At 60.1% G+C, this 14,032-nt stretch carries 15 protein-coding genes; 7 read left to right on the top strand and 8 right to left on the bottom strand.

The window, feature by feature from the left end:
- Window positions 1-3 precede the first annotated feature (3 nt).
- From T18_RS10390 to gpmI, 5 genes are all read left to right on the top strand, one after another.
- On the top strand, window positions 4-1,131 hold the full coding sequence (locus T18_RS10390) for an acyl-CoA dehydrogenase family protein (RefSeq protein ID WP_003511179.1): 1,128 nt from the start codon (window positions 4-6) through the stop codon (window positions 1,129-1,131).
- A gap of 44 nt (window positions 1,132-1,175) precedes the next feature.
- Window positions 1,176-2,414 carry a 3-methyl-2-oxobutanoate dehydrogenase (2-methylpropanoyl-transferring) subunit alpha gene (locus T18_RS10385; RefSeq protein ID WP_003511177.1) on the top strand — a complete coding sequence of 413 codons (1,239 nt, stop codon included), beginning with the start codon at window positions 1,176-1,178 and terminating at the stop codon, window positions 2,412-2,414.
- A 3-nt stretch (window positions 2,415-2,417) separates the two neighbouring features.
- Entirely contained in the window at window positions 2,418-3,431 is a 1,014-nt protein-coding gene (locus T18_RS10380) for an alpha-ketoacid dehydrogenase subunit beta (RefSeq protein WP_003511176.1), read from the top strand.
- A 2-nt stretch (window positions 3,432-3,433) separates the two neighbouring features.
- Window positions 3,434-4,687: a dihydrolipoamide acetyltransferase family protein gene (locus T18_RS10375; protein ID WP_003511175.1), complete on the top strand. Its 1,254-nt coding sequence runs from the start codon at window positions 3,434-3,436 to the stop codon at window positions 4,685-4,687.
- A gap of 212 nt (window positions 4,688-4,899) precedes the next feature.
- A complete protein-coding gene (gene gpmI, locus T18_RS10370; RefSeq protein WP_038494149.1) occupies window positions 4,900-6,417 on the top strand; it encodes a 2,3-bisphosphoglycerate-independent phosphoglycerate mutase in 1,518 nt (505 codons plus the stop codon).
- 60 nt (window positions 6,418-6,477) lie between these two features.
- On the opposite strand, the gene T18_RS10365 is transcribed toward gpmI, so the two are convergent.
- The 7 genes from T18_RS10365 to T18_RS10335 all read right to left on the bottom strand — a co-directional run bounded on the left by T18_RS10365 (window position 6,478) and on the right by T18_RS10335 (window position 11,294).
- The gene (locus tag T18_RS10365) at window positions 6,478-6,912 is read right to left on the bottom strand and encodes a YeeE/YedE family protein (RefSeq protein WP_003511173.1); all 435 of its coding nucleotides are present in this window, start codon (window positions 6,910-6,912) and stop codon (window positions 6,478-6,480) included.
- Window positions 6,909-7,316: a YeeE/YedE family protein gene (locus tag T18_RS10360; protein ID WP_003511172.1), complete on the bottom strand. Its 408-nt coding sequence runs from the start codon at window positions 7,314-7,316 to the stop codon at window positions 6,909-6,911. Before T18_RS10360 ends, T18_RS10365 begins: the two co-directional genes overlap by 4 nt.
- On the bottom strand, window positions 7,313-7,666 hold the full coding sequence (gene bigR / locus T18_RS10355) for a sulfite-sensing transcriptional repressor BigR (protein ID WP_003511171.1): 354 nt from the start codon (window positions 7,664-7,666) through the stop codon (window positions 7,313-7,315). Before bigR ends, T18_RS10360 begins: the two co-directional genes overlap by 4 nt.
- Window positions 7,660-8,955, bottom strand: a complete 1,296-nt coding sequence (gene blh, locus T18_RS10350) for a bifunctional sulfur transferase/dioxygenase Blh (RefSeq protein ID WP_038494144.1) — start codon at window positions 8,953-8,955, stop codon at window positions 7,660-7,662. Before blh ends, bigR begins: the two co-directional genes overlap by 7 nt.
- A gap of 193 nt (window positions 8,956-9,148) precedes the next feature.
- Window positions 9,149-9,634, bottom strand: a complete 486-nt coding sequence (locus tag T18_RS10345; protein WP_003511169.1) for a hypothetical protein — start codon at window positions 9,632-9,634, stop codon at window positions 9,149-9,151.
- Between the two features lie 13 nt (window positions 9,635-9,647).
- Window positions 9,648-10,439 (bottom strand): SDR family NAD(P)-dependent oxidoreductase, encoded by a 792-nt coding sequence (locus T18_RS10340; protein ID WP_003511167.1) that lies wholly within the window; start codon window positions 10,437-10,439, stop codon window positions 9,648-9,650.
- 27 nt (window positions 10,440-10,466) lie between these two features.
- Complete coding sequence (locus T18_RS10335; RefSeq protein WP_003511165.1) at window positions 10,467-11,294, bottom strand: alpha/beta fold hydrolase; 828 nt, start codon at window positions 11,292-11,294, stop codon at window positions 10,467-10,469.
- Window positions 11,295-11,423: 129 nt separating this feature from the next.
- Here T18_RS10335 and T18_RS10330 point away from each other — a divergent pair, with 129 nt between their 5' ends.
- Both T18_RS10330 and T18_RS10325 read left to right on the top strand, forming a co-directional pair.
- Window positions 11,424-12,410: a GlxA family transcriptional regulator gene (locus T18_RS10330; protein WP_003511164.1), complete on the top strand. Its 987-nt coding sequence runs from the start codon at window positions 11,424-11,426 to the stop codon at window positions 12,408-12,410.
- A 121-nt stretch (window positions 12,411-12,531) separates the two neighbouring features.
- Window positions 12,532-13,263, top strand: a complete 732-nt coding sequence (locus T18_RS10325; RefSeq protein ID WP_003511162.1) for a FadR/GntR family transcriptional regulator — start codon at window positions 12,532-12,534, stop codon at window positions 13,261-13,263.
- Window positions 13,264-13,290: 27 nt separating this feature from the next.
- Here the strand turns inward: T18_RS10325 and T18_RS10320 are convergent, their stop codons facing one another.
- Entirely contained in the window at window positions 13,291-13,926 is a 636-nt protein-coding gene (locus T18_RS10320) for a LysE family translocator (RefSeq protein ID WP_035200576.1), read from the bottom strand.
- Window positions 13,927-14,032 lie beyond the last annotated feature (106 nt).

The following is a 14,032-nucleotide window of genomic DNA, read 5'->3' as shown; positions in this document are numbered from 1 at the left end:
GAGATGATCCTGAACGAAGCTCAGCAACAGATCAGGGACATGGCCCGCGATTTCGCCCGCGAGCGGCTCGCCCCCGGCGCTTCCGCGCGCGACCGGGAAAGCCGGTTCCCGAAAGACGAGCTGAAAGAAATGGGTGAACTCGGCTTTCTCGGCATGCTGGTCTCGGAGGACTATGGCGGGTCGGAAACCGGTGCTGTCGCCTACGCCCTGGCGCTGGAGGAAATCGCTGCCGGTGACGGCGCCTGTTCCACCATCATGAGCGTCCACAATTCGGTTGGCTGCGTGCCGATCCTGAAATTCGGCACGGAAGAGCAGAAGCAGCGTTTCCTCCCCAAACTCGCCTCCGGCGAATGGATCGGCGGTTTTGCGCTGACCGAACCGCAGGCCGGCTCCGACGCCTCCAATCTGAAGACAAAAGCGCGGCGCGATGGCGACCGCTATATCATCGACGGCGCAAAACAGTTCATCACGTCGGGCAAGAATGGCGATGTCGTCATCGTCTTCGCCGTCACCGATCCTGCTGCTGGCAAAAAAGGTATCACGGCCTTCATCGTGCCGACAGATACGCCCGGTTACGAGGTAATCAGGGTCGAGGAAAAACTCGGTCTGCATTCTTCGGATACCTGCCAGATTGCCTTTACCGACATGGCGGTCCCAGCCGAATTGCGGCTCGGTGAAGAGGGGCAGGGGTATCGCATCGCGCTCGCCAATCTGGAAGGCGGTCGTATCGGCATTGCCGCACAGGCGGTTGGCATGGCGCAGGCGGCTTTCGAGGCGGCGCGGGATTATGCCCGCGAGCGCAAGGCCTTCGGGCAAGCCATCATCGAGCATCAGGCCGTGGCGTTCAGGCTTGCGGATATGGCAACGCGCATAACGGCGGCGCGGCAACTGGTGCTGCATGCGGCGGCGCTGAAGGAAGCGGGCGAGCCCTGCCTTTCGGAGGCCTCGATGGCAAAGCTCTTTGCCTCGGAAATGGCGGAGCGTGTCTGCTCGGACGCCATCCAGATTCACGGCGGTTACGGCTACATGGCGGATTATCCGGTGGAGCGGATCTATCGCGATGTACGCATCTGCCAGATTTACGAGGGAACCAGCGATGTCCAGCGCATGGTCATCGCGCGAAACCTCTGAAAATTGTTTCGTCGTCTGGAGGAGATGGCGATGGGAGGAGTAGAATGGATATTACCGAAACCACGCATCTCAGCCTGCATGTTCCCGAACCAGCGGTGCGGCCAGGCGACCAGCCGGATTTCTCCAATGTGAAGATACCCAAGGCCGGCTCCGTGCCACGCCCGGAGGTGGACGCAGCACCTGAAGACATGCGCGATCTGGCCTATTCCATCATCCGCGTCCTCAATCATCAGGGTGAGGCTGTCGGCCCGTGGGCCGGGCTGCTTTCGGATGAGGATTTGCTCGTCGGCCTGAAGAACATGATGCGGCTGCGGGCTTTCGATGCCCGCATGCTGATGGCACAGCGGCAGGGCAAGACCTCCTTTTACATGCAGCATCTGGGTGAGGAAGCGGTCAGTTGCGCCTTCCGCAAGGCGCTCTCCAAAGGCGACATGAATTTCCCGACCTACCGGCAGGCGGGTCTGCTGATCGCCGACGATTACCCGCTCGTCACCATGATGAACCAGATCTATTCCAACGAACTGGACCCGCTGCATGGGCGGCAATTGCCGGTTCTTTACTCCTCGAAGGAGCATGGCTTCTTCACCGTGTCGGGCAATCTTGCCACGCAATATGTGCAGGCGGTCGGCTGGGCGATGGCATCTGCCATCAAGGGCGATACGAAGATCGCGGCAGCATGGATCGGTGACGGCTCAACGGCGGAATCGGATTTCCACTCGGCGCTCGTCTTCGCCTCCACCTACAAGGCGCCGGTCATCCTCAACATCGTCAACAACCAATGGGCCATTTCCACCTTTCAGGGCATCGCGCGTGGTGGCTCCGGCACTTTTGCCGCGCGGGGTTTGGGCTTCGGCATTCCGGCGCTCCGGGTCGACGGCAACGATTATCTCGCCGTTTATGCCGTGGCACGCTGGGCGGTGGAGCGGGCGCGGCGCAATCTCGGACCGACGCTGATCGAATATGTGACCTACCGTGTCGGCGCGCATTCCACTTCCGACGATCCGAGCGCCTATCGCCCCAAGACCGAGTCCGAGGCATGGCCACTGGGTGACCCGGTTCTGCGGTTGAAGAAACATCTCATCCTGCGCGGCGTCTGGTCGGAGGAGCGGCACCGGCAGGCGGAAGCGGAAATTGCCGACGAGGTGCTTGAGGCGCAGCGTGAGGCGGAAAGCCACGGTACGCTGCATGAGGGCCGCAAGCCGCCAAAGAAGGATATTTTCGAGGGCGTTTACGCCGAGATGCCGCCGCATCTCGCCCGCCAGCGCCAGAAGGCAGGGTGGTGAGACATGACAAGAATGACGATGATCGAAGCCGTCCGCAGCGCCATGGATGTGTCCATGGAGCGCAGTGACGATGTGGTGGTATTCGGCGAGGATGTGGGCTATTTCGGCGGCGTGTTTCGTGCGACGCAGGGCTTGCAGAGCAAATATGGCAAGACCCGCTGTTTCGACGCGCCGATCAGCGAATCCGGCATTGTCGGCACGGCCATCGGCATGGCCGCTTATGGCCTGCGCCCCTGTGTCGAAATCCAGTTCGCGGATTACATGTACCCGGCTTATGACCAGATCACCCAGGAAGCGGCGCGCATTCGTTATCGCTCCAATGGCGATTTCACCTGCCCCATAGTCTTGCGCATGCCGACCGGCGGCGGCATTTTTGGCGGGCAGACGCATAGTCAGAGCCCGGAGGCGCTTTTTACCCATGTCTGCGGGCTAAAGGTGGTGGTTCCCTCCAATCCTTACGACGCCAAGGGGTTGCTTATCGCCTCGATCGAAGACCCGGATCCGGTGATGTTTCTGGAGCCGAAGCGGCTCTATAACGGTCCCTTCGACGGCCATCACGACCGGCCGGTAACGCCATGGTCGAAGCACGAAATGGGCGAGGTGCCGGAAGGGCATTACACCATTCCGATCGGCAAGGCCGAAATCCGCCGCGCCGGGCAGGATGTCACTGTCATCGCTTACGGCACCATGGTGCATGTTGCGCTCGCCGCAGCGGAAGAAACGGGCGTGGATGCCGAGATCATCGATCTGCGCAGCCTTTTGCCACTCGACCTGGACACCATCGTGAAGTCCGTTGCCAAGACCGGTCGCTGCGTCATGGTGCATGAGGCGACGCTCACGTCAGGCTTCGGTGCGGAGGTCGTTTCGCTGGTACAGGAACACTGCTTCTATCATCTGGAAGCACCGGTCGTCCGTGTGGCTGGTTGGGATACGCCTTATCCCCACGCGCAGGAGTGGGATTATTTTCCGGGGCCGGCCCGCGTCGGGCGCGCCCTCGTCGAAGTCATGGAGGCCTGAAGATGGCGGAATTTGTTATCACTATGCCCGATGTCGGCGAAGGTGTGGCGGAAGCCGAACTGGTGGAATGGAACGTCAAACCCGGCGATTCCGTGCACGAGGATATGGTGCTGGCCGCTGTGATGACCGACAAGGCGACGGTTGAAATCCCCTCGCCGGTTGCGGGCATCGTCACATGGTTGGCAGCGGAGGTGGGTGATACGGTGGCGGTTAAGGCACCGCTGGTGCGCATCGAAACCAATGCCTCCGCTGTTGCTGCTGCCCCCGCGGATGTGACCGAGCCGGAAGCGCCATCCGACATGACGGAAGAGCCGCCAGCGGCTGAAATCCAGCCCGCCCGCGAAATACAGGATGCGCCGCCTTCCCCTGAGGTGGAACACCATAAACCTCTGGCGTCGCCAGCCGTTCGCCAGCGCGCCGACGATCTCGATATCGATCTCGGACAAGTGAGGGGAACAGGGCCGGACGGGCATATCACCCACGCCGATCTCGATACATTTCTGACCGCACGGTCGCAATCTGAGCGGCCCGCTGCGCCGATAGCTTCCCGCGATAGCGCTGTCGAAGAGGTGAAGGTGACAGGGCTTAGGCGCAAGATCGCCGAGAAGATGACGCTTTCCGTCTCCCGCATTCCCCACATCACCTACGTCGAGGAAATCGACGTGACCGATCTGGAGGATTTGCGCACGACCATGAATGGCAACCGCCGGTCAGGACAGCCGAAACTGACGATCCTGCCGTTCCTGATGCGCGCACTTGTGAAAACGGTCGCCGATCATTCCGGCATGAATGCCACCTTCGATGACGAAAAAGGGGTCGTCAGTCACTACGAAGCGGTGCATATCGGCATAGCCACGCAGACATCTACGGGGCTGATGGTCCCGGTCGTTCGCCACACGGAAGCGCTCGGCCTTTGGGAGTGTGCTGCTGAAGTTGTGCGCGTGGCCGAGGCGGCGCGCACCGGCGCCGCGCAACGGGACGAGTTGACGGGGTCCACCATCACCATCAGCTCGCTTGGCCCCCTTGGCGGTATCGTTTCGACGCCCATCATCAATCACCCGGAGGTGGCGATCATCGGCGTGAACAAGATCGTGACGCGACCGGTCTGGGATGGCAGCGGTTTCGTGCCGCGCAAGATGATGAACCTCTCCTCCAGTTTCGATCACCGGGTCGTCGACGGCTGGGATGCCGCCGTCTTCATTCAGGCTATCAAGGCGCTGCTGGAAAAGCCGGCGCTGATCTTCATCGACGGCTGAGCTTCGTTCGAAAAGGATTTTCTTCCGTGAAGCACTTCAGCTTCACGGAACTGTTTCGGTGTCGGTATAGGCTTGCGTTCGCCATCTTCGAGTATAGAAGAGAAAGAACGAGAAGCGTGTTTTCTCATCATGATCATAGTGGCGGACGGGGGCGCTCCGGTGCCCAGCGCTTCGCTGTTCGTCGGCAACCGAATGAAGAAGAAGGTCCTTTCATGAGCACTCCCAAACCCGTTGTCCTGACTATTCTCGATGGCTGGGGACTGAGCGAGGACACGTCCAGCAATGCGCCAGTACTGGCAAACACGCCCACCATGGATCGGCTTTTCGCCACCTGCCCGAATGCGCGGCTGACCACCTTCGGCCCGAATGTCGGCCTGCCCACCGGGCAAATGGGCAATTCGGAAGTTGGACACACCAATATCGGCGCCGGTCGCATCGTCGCCATGGATCTTGGCCAGATCGATCTGGCTATCGAAGACGGCAGCTTTTTCAGGAATGCTGCGATGCTCGATTTCGCCGCCAAGGTGAAGGCTGCGGGCGGCGTGGCGCATGTGATGTGCGTCGTTTCCGATGGCGGCGTTCACGGCCACATCGTCCACGGTCGGGCGGCGGTGAAGCTGCTGACCGATCTGGGTTTGAAGGTCGTCGTGCACGCCATCACCGATGGTCGCGATGTCGCGCCGCAGTCCGCAGAGGGCTTCGTCGCCGCATTTGCGGCAAGCCTGCCGCAAGGCGCCAGCATCGGCACGGTGATCGGCCGTTATTATGCGATGGACCGCGATAATCGCTGGGAGCGTGTTGAAAAGGCCTATGACGCCATGGTTCTCGGCCGGGGCGAACATGCGCCGGACGCGGTGAGCGCCGTTGCCGCAAGCTACAAAAATGATGTTACGGACGAATTCATCCTGCCAACGGTCATCGGTGGTTACGAAGGCTTCAAATCCGGCGACGGTCTCTTCTGCCTGAATTTCCGTGCCGACCGCGCTCGTGAAATCCTGCTTGCCATCGGTGCGGACGATTTCGACGGGTTCGTGCGTGAAAAGCCAGTGCTTTCGGCGCTGCTTGGAATGGTGGAATATTCCACCAAACTTGCGACCTTCATGACGACGGCTTACCCTAAGCGCGATATCGAAAATACGTTGGGTGCCTGGGTTGCCAAGCAGGGTCTGCGGCAGTTTCGTCTGGCCGAGACGGAAAAATATCCGCATGTCACTTTCTTCCTGAATGGTGGCAAGGAAGAACCTGAAGTGGGCGAAGACCGCTTCATGCCGAAGTCTCCCAAGGTTGCGACCTACGATCTGCAGCCGGAAATGAGCGCGCCTGAGGTGACGGAGAAATTCGTCGAGGCGATCGGCAAGGGTTACAATCTCATCGTCACCAATTACGCCAATCCCGACATGGTGGGCCATACCGGCGATCTGCAAGCCGCGATCAAGGCTTGCGAAGCCGTGGACCGGGGGCTCGCCTCAGTCGTTGCCGCTCTGGAAAAGGTTGGCGGCGCCATGCTGGTGATTGCCGACCACGGTAATTGTGAAACCATGGTCGACCCGGTAACCGGTGGCCCGCACACCGCGCACACCACCAATCCGGTGCCGGTGATCCTGTTCGGCGGACCTGAAGGCGCGAAGCTGCATGACGGTATCCTTGCCGATGTCGCTCCCACGCTGCTGCAATTGATGAATGTGCCGCTGCCTGCGGAAATGACGGGCAAAAGCCTGATCGACCTGTAATCCGGCGACGATGCGCGAGAGCATGCTGCTCTCGCGCATGTCCAGGCCAGGCGGAAATGCCTACCGTTTGGCGTAGATTCGGTCGTGAACGAGCATGCCGGCGATCATGGCGCAAACGAAGAGAATGACCGGTATTAGGCCGAGAGCAAGCGCCGATATTGCCGGGCCGGGGCAGAAACCGGCAAACCCCCAGCCTGCGCCGAAAATAGCCGAGCCCACAACCAACGGCGCGTCGACCCGAGTTTTGGCGGCAAGGTGAAATTCCGCACTGAGAACTGGTTTGGCAAGGAAACGGCACAACAGAACGCCCGGCACGGCGACCAAAACCGCACCGCCGAGAACGAACATCAGGCTCGGATCCCAATGGCCGCTTGCCACGTCGAGAAAGCCTGAAACGCGGGCAGGATCGATCATGCCGGACAGGGAGAGGCCAAATCCGAACAGTGCCCCGGCCGCAAGTGCCACCACGAAACGCGCCATGACCTGATTTTTCATGACAGCGCTCCGGTTATCGTCGCGGCAAGGATACCGGTGATCAGGAAGATGGCAGTGGCGGTGATGGAGCGCCGGGAAAATCGCGCAAGACCCATGATGCCATGGCCGGATGTGCAGCCGGATCCCATGCGCGTACCGAACCCCACCAGCAGCCCAGCAATGACGATCAGCGGCCAGGGTGCAGATATGGTGAGCGCGGGAAAGCGGCCGAATGCGGCGGCGTAAAGATAGGGGCCTGTCAGCAAACCTGCGACGAAGGCCACATCCGTCAAGCGCCGTTCCTTGCCGAGCACATTGCCCAGGATGCCGCTGATACCGGCGATGCGGCCGTTAAAGAGAAACAGAAGAATACTCGCGAGGCCGAGCAGCATACCGCCGAACAGAGAGGGCCAATAGGCTGTCACGGGTTTTCCTCCGGCGCACAGAAGATGGTATAGAGAGCCTCGATCAGCTGCGCCGCTTTTTCCTCAGTTAACCGGTAGAAGATCTGTTTGGCCTCGCGCCGCGTTTCAACAACGCCCGCCTCACGCAAAACCCCAAGTTGCTGGGAAAGTGTGGGCTGGCGGATATCCAGCTTGGCTTCCAGCTCGCCAACGGAAAACTCCCCCTGCGCCAGCGTGCAGGCGAGCATCAGCCGCGCGGGATGGGCAAGTGTCTTCAAGAGTATGGCGACCTCGACTGCGCGTTCCTCCATCTCGGCAAGCGGGATTTCGGTGATATCAGGTATCTGTTTCCGCATGTTTTCCTTTACCATGTGCTGCTCCCCAGCACGTCAAGCGGGAACTTCAGATAACGTTTGCCATTGGCCCCCGGCTCCGGCAGGCGGCCGCCACGGATATTCACCTGCAAGGCGTGCAGAATGAGCTTCGGCATCGGCAAGGTGCGATCCCGCGCCTCGCGCAGCTGGATGAAGCCTTCCTCTGTCATGCCAGCCAGATGCGGATTGCCGCTTTTCTGTTCTCCAACAGTGCTTTCCCATTTGGGCGCGCGGCCACCGGGTTGATAGTCGTGTCCGGTGAAAAGCCGCGTTTCGTCGGGAAGGGCGAGGATGTCCTGAATGGATGCCCAGAGTTCTCTGGCGCTGCCGCCTGGAAAATCGGCGCGCGCCGTGCCGGAATCAGGCATGAAAAGAGTGTCATGCACGAATGCGGCGTCGCCCACCACGTAGGTTACGGAGGCGAGCGTATGTCCGGGTGAAAACAGCACGCGAACTTCCAGCGAGCCGATGTTGAACCGGTCTCCCGCTTCAAACAGCCTGTCCCATTGCGAGCCGTCTGTTTCAAGATCGGGCCAGTTATATTTCTCCTGCCACAGCCGCTGCACACCGGTGACCTTGGCGCCGATTGCCGTTTTCGCGCCGGTTCTTTGGCTGAGATAGTGGGCGGCGGAAAAATGGTCGGCATGCGGATGCGTGTCTAGAACCCATTCCACCGCCAGGCGTTGCTCCTTGACATGGGCCAGAATGGCATCGGCATTCACCGTGCCGGTCGCCCCCGATTTCTCGTCGAAATCGTAGACCGGATCGATGATGGCGCAGCGCCGGGTTGCGGGGTCGGAAACGACATATTGCACGCTCGATGTGCTCGGATCGAAGAAAGCCTTGACGTGCGGCTTTGCCGCAGCCTGCCGCTCCAGCCAGCGGACGGCGCCGGAAAGATCGAAACCATGCTGTTGGCCGAAAGTCGCGATCTCGCTTTGTTTCATGCGCCCGTCCAGCGCTTCGCCAAGCACATAGAGGGTCAGTGCTCGCGCTCCACCCTTGCAATGGGCAAATACGGGGCCTTTTGCCTCGGTCATCGTCTGCTGAAAGGCACGAATATCGGCTTCGGTAATAGTCGGGCCATTGACCGGAATGAAACTGTAGGCAAGACCCGCAGCATTGGCGGCGCTTTTTTCATGTTCATTGCCCGGCTGGCCGGGCTCTTCGCCATCCGGCCGGGCATTGATGATGCTTTTGTAGCCCTGATCGGAAAGCGATGAAAAGTCGGAGATATCCGGCTGGCCTGCGACCGTCAGACGTTCGTTGATCCTCACGGCACTCATCGGTTTCTCCTGTTGTTCTAAATTAATATACGTTATCATATAATGTATATTGTTCGGCGGCAACAGACGGAAGAGAAAATTTCAGAGGTGGCGATTTCCTGTGTTCGCGACGAAATCACAAGCTTGCCCGAAGGGGATCGAGCAAGTGTGCTTTTCCGGGAAGCCCGCAGGTGAGTGTGGGCGGGGGCTGGCTTCAGGCTAAAAGCTTGCGGCGCGTCGCTTTCCAGCCAAGACAGATTGCCGCAACAAGCAGGGCGAGTTGGGCGACAAGGAATGGTGGTTCGTTGCCGTTCGGAGCCAGTGCGTTCAGTGCCTCGACCTTGAGAAAGGACTGAACGATCAGCACGAACATATTCAGATAAAGGCCCATCGTGGCGGTGATCGAATAAACAGTTCGCGCCCTGCCATTGAGACCGTATCCGTAAAGCGCGACCAGCGCGACCGCCAGAATGATGGTCGAGATGATGCCGACGCCGAGTGCCGGTGTGAAGTTGCCGATTGGAAACAGGAAGCCGGTGAGCGTTGTGGCGAGCGTGGTGACGAGAAACAGCGCCATCATGCGCGGCATCCATCGCCCTGCCGCATAAGCGGGCAGGGCGATCAATCCGGTTACGATGCCTATGAGGCTCAAGGCAACGTGCAATGTCGTGAATTGGGGAATGGTCAGTCCGAGGATCATGATGCGTCTCCCTCTATTCAGTTTGGGTTGCACCATACCGACTGGCGGCATGTGCATGCGATAGATTGGGCCTCAATGCAGCGCGGGCCGCAAGGAAATTTTCAAGGTCTGCCGTATCCGGCAGGGAAGGAATGGTCAGCGTCTCGCCCAGATCAAGACCGGCCAGGGCTGCATCCACCATCTCGTGAGCATCCATGACCATGGCGGCGGGAATGGCGTCGAGACGTTCCTCTTCCCAGATGGCCGTGCGGGTGATGCCCGGCAGGACACCTTGAACCCGAACGCCGGAAGGGGAAAGCTGCGCGTGCAGCGCCTCGGTGAAGGCAAGCACAAAGGCTTTGGTCGCCGGATAAACGGCGGTAAATGCCGCCGGCATCAAGGCAGTGACCGAGGTGATATTGATGATCGTGCCCTTTCCATCTGCTGCAAGACGCGGTGCGATCGCCGCTGCAAGCCGGGTGACGGCAAGGATATTGAGATTGATCATCGTCGTGACATGGGCCGGGTCCAGTTCCGTGATAGCGCCGTCTCCGGCAATACCGGCATTGTTGACGAGACCGGTGATCCGTCGGTCCTCGCGCAGCCGTGCCTCTACCCTTTCGAGGTCTTCCGCCCGTGAAAGGTCTGCTGCCAGAACCTCGACAGCGATCTGGTGATCCTTTTCCAGCCGCTCGGCCAGCGCCTTCAGCTTTTCGGCGCGTCGCGCCACGAGGATAAGATCGTGGCCGCGTTTTGCGAGGCGCTCGGCATAAACAGCGCCAATGCCATCGGACGCGCCGGTGATGAGAAACGTATTCTGTGTCATGTCCCGTGTTTCCTTTGTCTGGTGGTTTCAGGCGTTGATGAAAGCAAGAAGGTCGGCGTTGAACCGGTCCTGATGGGTCTGTGTCAGTCCATGGTCGGCGCCCTCATACACCTTGAGGGTCGCATGTTTGACGATCTTGACCGTGGAGAGCGCCGAAGCGCCGATCGGCACGATCTGGTCGTCGTCGCCGTGCAGTACGAGCGTTGGCTTGTCGAAAGCCTTCAGGTCCTGATGGAAATCGCTTTCCGAAAAGGCGCGGATGCTGTCTAGCTGGCCCTTGAGGCCGCCCATCATGCCCTGCCGCCAGAACTCGTCGCGAATACCTTCAGAAATCACAGCACCTTCACGGTTGTAGCCGTAGAAAGGCATGGTCAGATCCCTGAAGAACTGGCTGCGATTGTCGTAGGTACCCTTGCGGATGCCGTCGAAAACATCGATCGGCAGGCCGATGGCATTGCTTTCCGTCTTCAGCATCAGTGGCGGTACTGCGCCGATGAGGGCGATCCTGGCGACGCGGGCCGTACCATGGCGGCCAATATAGCGCGTTACCTCGCCGCCGCCGGTGGAATGGCCGACGAGAATGATGTCGTGAAGATCGAGCTGTTCGATCAGCTCGGCCAGATCGTCAGCATATTGATCCATGGTGTTGTTGTGCCAGACCTGGTCGGAGCGGCCGTGGCTGCGGCGATCATGGGCGATGGTGCGGAAACCGTTATTGGCAAAGAATACCATCTGCGCGTCCCATGCATCGGCACTGAGCGGCCAGCCGTGGGAAAAGATGATGGGCTGGCCGTCTTTCGAACCCCAGTCCTTGTAGAAGATGTGTGTTCCGTCTCTGGTGACTATCGTTGTCATGGCTCTCTCTCCTGTTGCGGGTGGTTTGCTTGCGTCCTGTGGGAATAGAGATACTCTGGAGACAGCCGGGGCTGGATTGGCGCTTCTGACAGAAAACGAGCCGAAACTGACAAAACGGGGATGTGGGGCATGGCGGGTGTTGCGGGAAGTGCGCTGGAAGTCGGTCTGGTTCTCTACCGGGACTGTCAGGTCGCCATGGTGCACGGCATCACGGATCTTTTTGCCATCGCGTCGGTCTTCTCAGAGGATCGTGGTGGGCCGAAACTGCGCGTCAGCCACTGGAGCATGGGTGAGGGCGGTGAGTTTTCCCGTTGTCATGACACTGAGCCGGGCAGGCCGGGGCATCCCGATATCTTCGTCGTACCCGGCCGGCTGACCGGGCCAGCCGAAATCGATGAGGCTGCGCCCTATGCCCGCTGGCTGCTGGACCGGCATGCGCAGGGCGCGACGCTGGCCGCCAGTTGCGGCGGTTCCTTCATCATCGCTGCGACAGGTCTTCTGGCCGGCCGGCCGGCCACTACCCACTGGCTGTTTGCGGAACGGTTTCGCGAGCGCTTTCCCGATATCCGCCTGGAGATAGACAAGATCGTCATCGAAGACGGCGATATCATCACGGCGGGTGGGCTGATGGCATGGACCGATCTTGGTCTGCGCATTGTTGACCGGCTGCTTGGGCCTTCGGTGATGATCGAGACCGGTAAGTTCCTGCTGATCGACCCCTCCGGTCGGGAGCAGCGACATTACAGCAGTTTTGCGCCGCGGCTGACGCATGGCGACGAGCCGATCCTGAAGGTTCAGCACTGGCTGCAGGCGCGCGCGGGGAGGGCGACCAGTGTCTCCGATATGGCCGCACATGCCGGGCTTGAGGAGCGAACCTTCCTTCGCCGCTTCAAGGCCGCCACCGGTATGAAGCCTATCGAATATGTCCAGCATCTTCGTGTCGGCAAGGCGCGGGAACTGCTGGAATTCACCCGTCGTTCGGTAGACCAGATCGCCTGGTCGGTGGGATACGAGGATGCCGCTGCCTTCCGTCGTGTATTTCACCGTATTCTCGGCCTCTCGCCGGGCGAGTACAGAAACCGCTTTTCCAGCGGTTCGGCCATGGTGGCCGCCTGAGGGCAAATCCCGCTGTTGCGACATTGCCGCTTCGCAACGAGGTTGGTGCGAGAAGCGCGGCCCTTGCAATGTGGCGGGTGTTTGCTAACATGCCAGACAAGTTTAAAACAGGTGGCCCGGAATGGACGTTGAGAGCAGCACGAAGCCGGGAATATCGCTCGCGGCGAAAATCAGCTCCGCATTGCGGCGGGATTTGTCTGAAGGCGTGTTCCGTCCCGGCGACCGTCTCCCGAGTGAGAGCGCGCTGACACGCGAATATTCCGTCAGCCGCACCGTGGTGCGGGAGGCCATCGCCATTCTGCGCGCGGATGGTCTCGTTGAGGCCCGCAAGGGAGCGGGCGTTTTTGCCATTGAGGTGAAGCCGGCCAAGGAAGTGCCTTTCAATGATCTCGCAGTGGGGCGGATCTCCTCGGTAATCGAACTGCTGGAATTGCGCACCGTCTTCGAAGTTGAGTCCGCCGGGCTTGCGGCATCGCGCCGTTCCGCCGTGCAGGTGGAGTCGATTGTCGATGCGCATCGGCGCGTTGGCGACTGTCTCGCCGCCGGGTTGCCGACGCGGGATGCCGATTTCGAGTTCCATCTGGCCATTGCACAGGCGACGCAGAACAGGCGATTCCCCGAGTTTCTTCAACTCATCCGCTCCGGCATCATCCCGCGTGGCGAATTACAGGGGGCGGCGCCCGGTTCCCGTCCGAAGGACTACAATCTTCATCTCCAGGAGGAGCATGCGAAGATCGTTGACGCCATCATCGAAGGCGATGCCGATGCTGCCCGCCAATATATGGCGGCGCATCTGCGCGGTAGTCTTGAGCGCTACAAGGTGCTTTTGCGCTCCCGTACAGCCGCTGAATAACTCGGAAATTTCAGCTTTCTCAGCAGGTTAAGCGCTCGCCCGTCGGTAGAAAGCCAGAGAGGCGGCAAGCGTCAAAAGTGCGCCGCCGCAAATGCGGTCGAGCCATAACGCCCCTGACTTCCGCAACAGTCTGACGGCCTGCGAGCCCAGCAGGGCATATCCGAACATGACGATGAAATCGATGCCGGCAAAAACCAGCGCAAGCACCGCATATTGCTGGATCTGCGGTGCTGCCGGATCGATGAATTGCGGCAGGAAAGCCGAAAAGAACAGATATCCCTTGGGGTTGGTCACGGCCACAAGGAAGCTTTTGAGGAAAATCGAGCGGGCGGAAGTGGCCCCGGAAGTGTCTGCCGATTGAAGAGCGCCATCGAGCGAGCCTCTGGAGCGCAAAAGCATGACGCCCAGGAAGGCAAGATAACAAACGCCGACCCATTTGACGACGCCGAACCAGAACTCCGAGGCGGCGAGCAATGCTCCCAATCCCAGTGCAACCGCGCCGATCAGGACGAAATCTGACAGCACCGCACCAGCCATACCTGTCAAGGCGCGGCGAACCCCGAAACGCGAGCCATTCGCAAGCGCCAGCAAAACCGTCGGGCCAGGTGTGGCAATACCGATAAAGGCAACTATCGCAAATGCCAGAAGTGTCATTTCCGCCATCTCTTCCTCCCCCTTGAAGCAGGAGATATGCCGGTGCCGGACCGGCATCTCCACAGGCAGTTCGAAGCGAAGAATACAGGCTTTTGTCATTGCGGCAATATGTGTG

This window comes from Rhizobium sp. TBD182, from assembly GCF_001950375.1.
Lineage (GTDB): Bacteria > Pseudomonadota > Alphaproteobacteria > Rhizobiales > Rhizobiaceae > Agrobacterium > Agrobacterium tumefaciens.
The sequence above is the reverse complement of the archived record's forward strand: the minus strand, read 5'-3'. Positions and strand labels throughout refer to the sequence as shown.

Bases quoted from the DNA above. Each gene is read 5' to 3' on its own strand.
- T18_RS10390 (WP_003511179.1), top strand. From the start codon at position 4: ATGATCCTGAACGAAGCTCAGCAACAGATCAGGGACATGGCCCGCGAT.
- T18_RS10385 (WP_003511177.1), top strand. From the start codon at position 1,176: ATGGATATTACCGAAACCACGCATCTCAGCCTGCATGTTCCCGAACCA.
- T18_RS10380 (WP_003511176.1), top strand. From the start codon at position 2,418: ATGACAAGAATGACGATGATCGAAGCCGTCCGCAGCGCCATGGATGTG.
- T18_RS10375 (WP_003511175.1), top strand. From the start codon at position 3,434: ATGGCGGAATTTGTTATCACTATGCCCGATGTCGGCGAAGGTGTGGCG.
- gpmI (WP_038494149.1), top strand. From the start codon at position 4,900: ATGAGCACTCCCAAACCCGTTGTCCTGACTATTCTCGATGGCTGGGGA.
- T18_RS10365 (WP_003511173.1), bottom strand. From the start codon at position 6,912: ATGAAAAATCAGGTCATGGCGCGTTTCGTGGTGGCACTTGCGGCCGGG.
- bigR (WP_003511171.1), bottom strand. From the start codon at position 7,666: ATGGTAAAGGAAAACATGCGGAAACAGATACCTGATATCACCGAAATC.
- blh (WP_038494144.1), bottom strand. From the start codon at position 8,955: ATGAGTGCCGTGAGGATCAACGAACGTCTGACGGTCGCAGGCCAGCCG.
- T18_RS10345 (WP_003511169.1), bottom strand. From the start codon at position 9,634: ATGATCCTCGGACTGACCATTCCCCAATTCACGACATTGCACGTTGCC.
- T18_RS10340 (WP_003511167.1), bottom strand. From the start codon at position 10,439: ATGACACAGAATACGTTTCTCATCACCGGCGCGTCCGATGGCATTGGC.
- T18_RS10335 (WP_003511165.1), bottom strand. From the start codon at position 11,294: ATGACAACGATAGTCACCAGAGACGGAACACACATCTTCTACAAGGAC.
- T18_RS10330 (WP_003511164.1), top strand. From the start codon at position 11,424: ATGGCGGGTGTTGCGGGAAGTGCGCTGGAAGTCGGTCTGGTTCTCTAC.
- T18_RS10325 (WP_003511162.1), top strand. From the start codon at position 12,532: ATGGACGTTGAGAGCAGCACGAAGCCGGGAATATCGCTCGCGGCGAAA.
- T18_RS10320 (WP_035200576.1), bottom strand. From the start codon at position 13,926: ATGGCGGAAATGACACTTCTGGCATTTGCGATAGTTGCCTTTATCGGT.